The organism is Stutzerimonas marianensis, from assembly GCF_022810315.1.
GTDB lineage: Bacteria > Pseudomonadota > Gammaproteobacteria > Pseudomonadales > Pseudomonadaceae > Stutzerimonas > Stutzerimonas marianensis.
This window is the reverse complement of the sequence record NZ_JALGRD010000080.1, coordinates 1-331: the sequence shown is the minus strand read 5'-3', so window position 1 is coordinate 331 and position 331 is coordinate 1. Positions and strand designations below refer to the sequence as shown.

The following is a 331-nucleotide window of genomic DNA, read 5'->3' as shown; positions in this document are numbered from 1 at the left end:
TGGCAGCTTCATAAGCGCTTTGGGCACTGGGGAGCATGTCGTTGCGCAACAGTTCGAACTGCTGGCGAGCAGTGCGCAGCCGCATGTGCGCTTGGGAAAGTTCGCTTTTCAGGCGTATATGGACGGCGTTAAGCTCGTCCTGCGCCTGGTAGGCCCGTTCCTGTGCTGCTCCGATGTTGCCTTGGTTTCGATCAAACAACGGCAGGGGCATCGAGATACTCACCAGTCCCAGCGTGCCGTTATATTCATCTGAGCGTTGGGCACCTACGCTAACCGTCACGTTAGAAAAGCGATTCGTCCTTTCCAGCTCCAACGCAGCCCGACGTCTTTC

Annotated in this window: 1 protein-coding gene; it reads right to left on the bottom strand. The window is 56.8% G+C overall.

Annotated features, from left to right (window positions below):
* Positions 1 to 280 (bottom strand): TolC family protein (locus MST27_RS22320; protein ID WP_243608024.1); only part of this gene is annotated, 280 nt, incomplete at its 3' end.
* Positions 281 to 331 lie beyond the last annotated feature (51 nt).